Here is a 1,026-nt window from a genome sequence, read left to right as displayed (position 1 = left end):
TCCCCGCGTCCCGATAGGGCGCCGATGCGGTCCGTCTTACCGAGGTAGTGCAGCGCGTTCTCGGCGGCGGCTTTGGCCCCGTTCTTGGCGAAGATCGCGGCTTTGGGCAGTGGCCGGCCGGACGGGGACGTGATCGCGGTGGTGTCTCCGATGGCGAAGATTCCGGGGTGGCGGGTTTGCATGGTGGAGGCGTCGACGGGAATCCAGCCCGGCCCGTCAAGAGTGACAGCCGGTTCGTGCGGGGGCACGAACACCAGCAGATCAAACTGGACGGTGGTGCCGTCCTGAAACTCAACGACCCGCTTGTCAGCATCTACGCTCGCCACACTGTATTCGCCGAAGAAGTCGATGCCTTCGGCGTTGAGCAGCGCCACCAATTCGGACCCGGCGTAGGGGCCCGCTGAGGGCATCGGTTGCTTCTCCGGGCTGTACACCGAGATTTGTGTCGCGGCGCGGGAGCCGTTCTCCCCGAGCAGGTCGGCAGCCAGCAGGGCCCCTTCGTAGGGAGCCGGGGGGCAGCGGAAAGGCTGGGAGGTCACGAGGAATACCAGTTTGCCGCCGCTGAAGTTCTGCAGGGCGCGGTGCGCATCGGCGGCCGCGTCGGCGCTGTAGTAGTGCACCGCGATGCCGGTGTCGACGGCCGTGCGTAATCCCGGGACTTTGTCGATGGCGTTGCGGGCTCCTGTGGCGATCACCAGCGCGTCGAAGGGCAATTCGGTGGAATCGGCCAGGGTGACGGTGCGCGACACAGGATCGACGCCGCGCACCGAGCCGGTGACGGTGGTCAGCCCGGACAGTGCCTCGGGGGTGGGGCGGATGGGCACACTGTCCTGGTTGCGCCAGCCGCGCATCACCCAGGGCAGGGTGAAGCCCAGAAAGTGCGAAAAATCTTTGTCGACGACGGTGATATCGAGATCATCGAGGGTGACTCCAGAATCGGTGAGTTCCTTGATCACGCTGAGTCCCCCGATGCCGGCGCCGAGAATCAGGAGCTTCTTATTGGTGTTCATCGTGTCGTACCTTTCC

The 1,026-nt window shown here is 65.1% G+C and carries 1 protein-coding gene; it reads right to left on the bottom strand.

The features are described from left to right. The coding region (locus AWC17_RS08595; protein WP_085164525.1) for an NAD(P)/FAD-dependent oxidoreductase at nt 1–1,010 on the bottom strand (1,010 nt) is incomplete at its 3' end. Nucleotides 1,011–1,026 lie beyond the last annotated feature (16 nt).

Origin of the sequence: Mycobacterium nebraskense, assembly GCF_002102255.1 — a bacterium.
GTDB classification, from domain to species: Bacteria; Actinomycetota; Actinomycetes; order Mycobacteriales; family Mycobacteriaceae; genus Mycobacterium; species Mycobacterium nebraskense.
The sequence above is the reverse complement of the archived record's forward strand: the minus strand, read 5'-3'. Positions and strand labels throughout refer to the sequence as shown.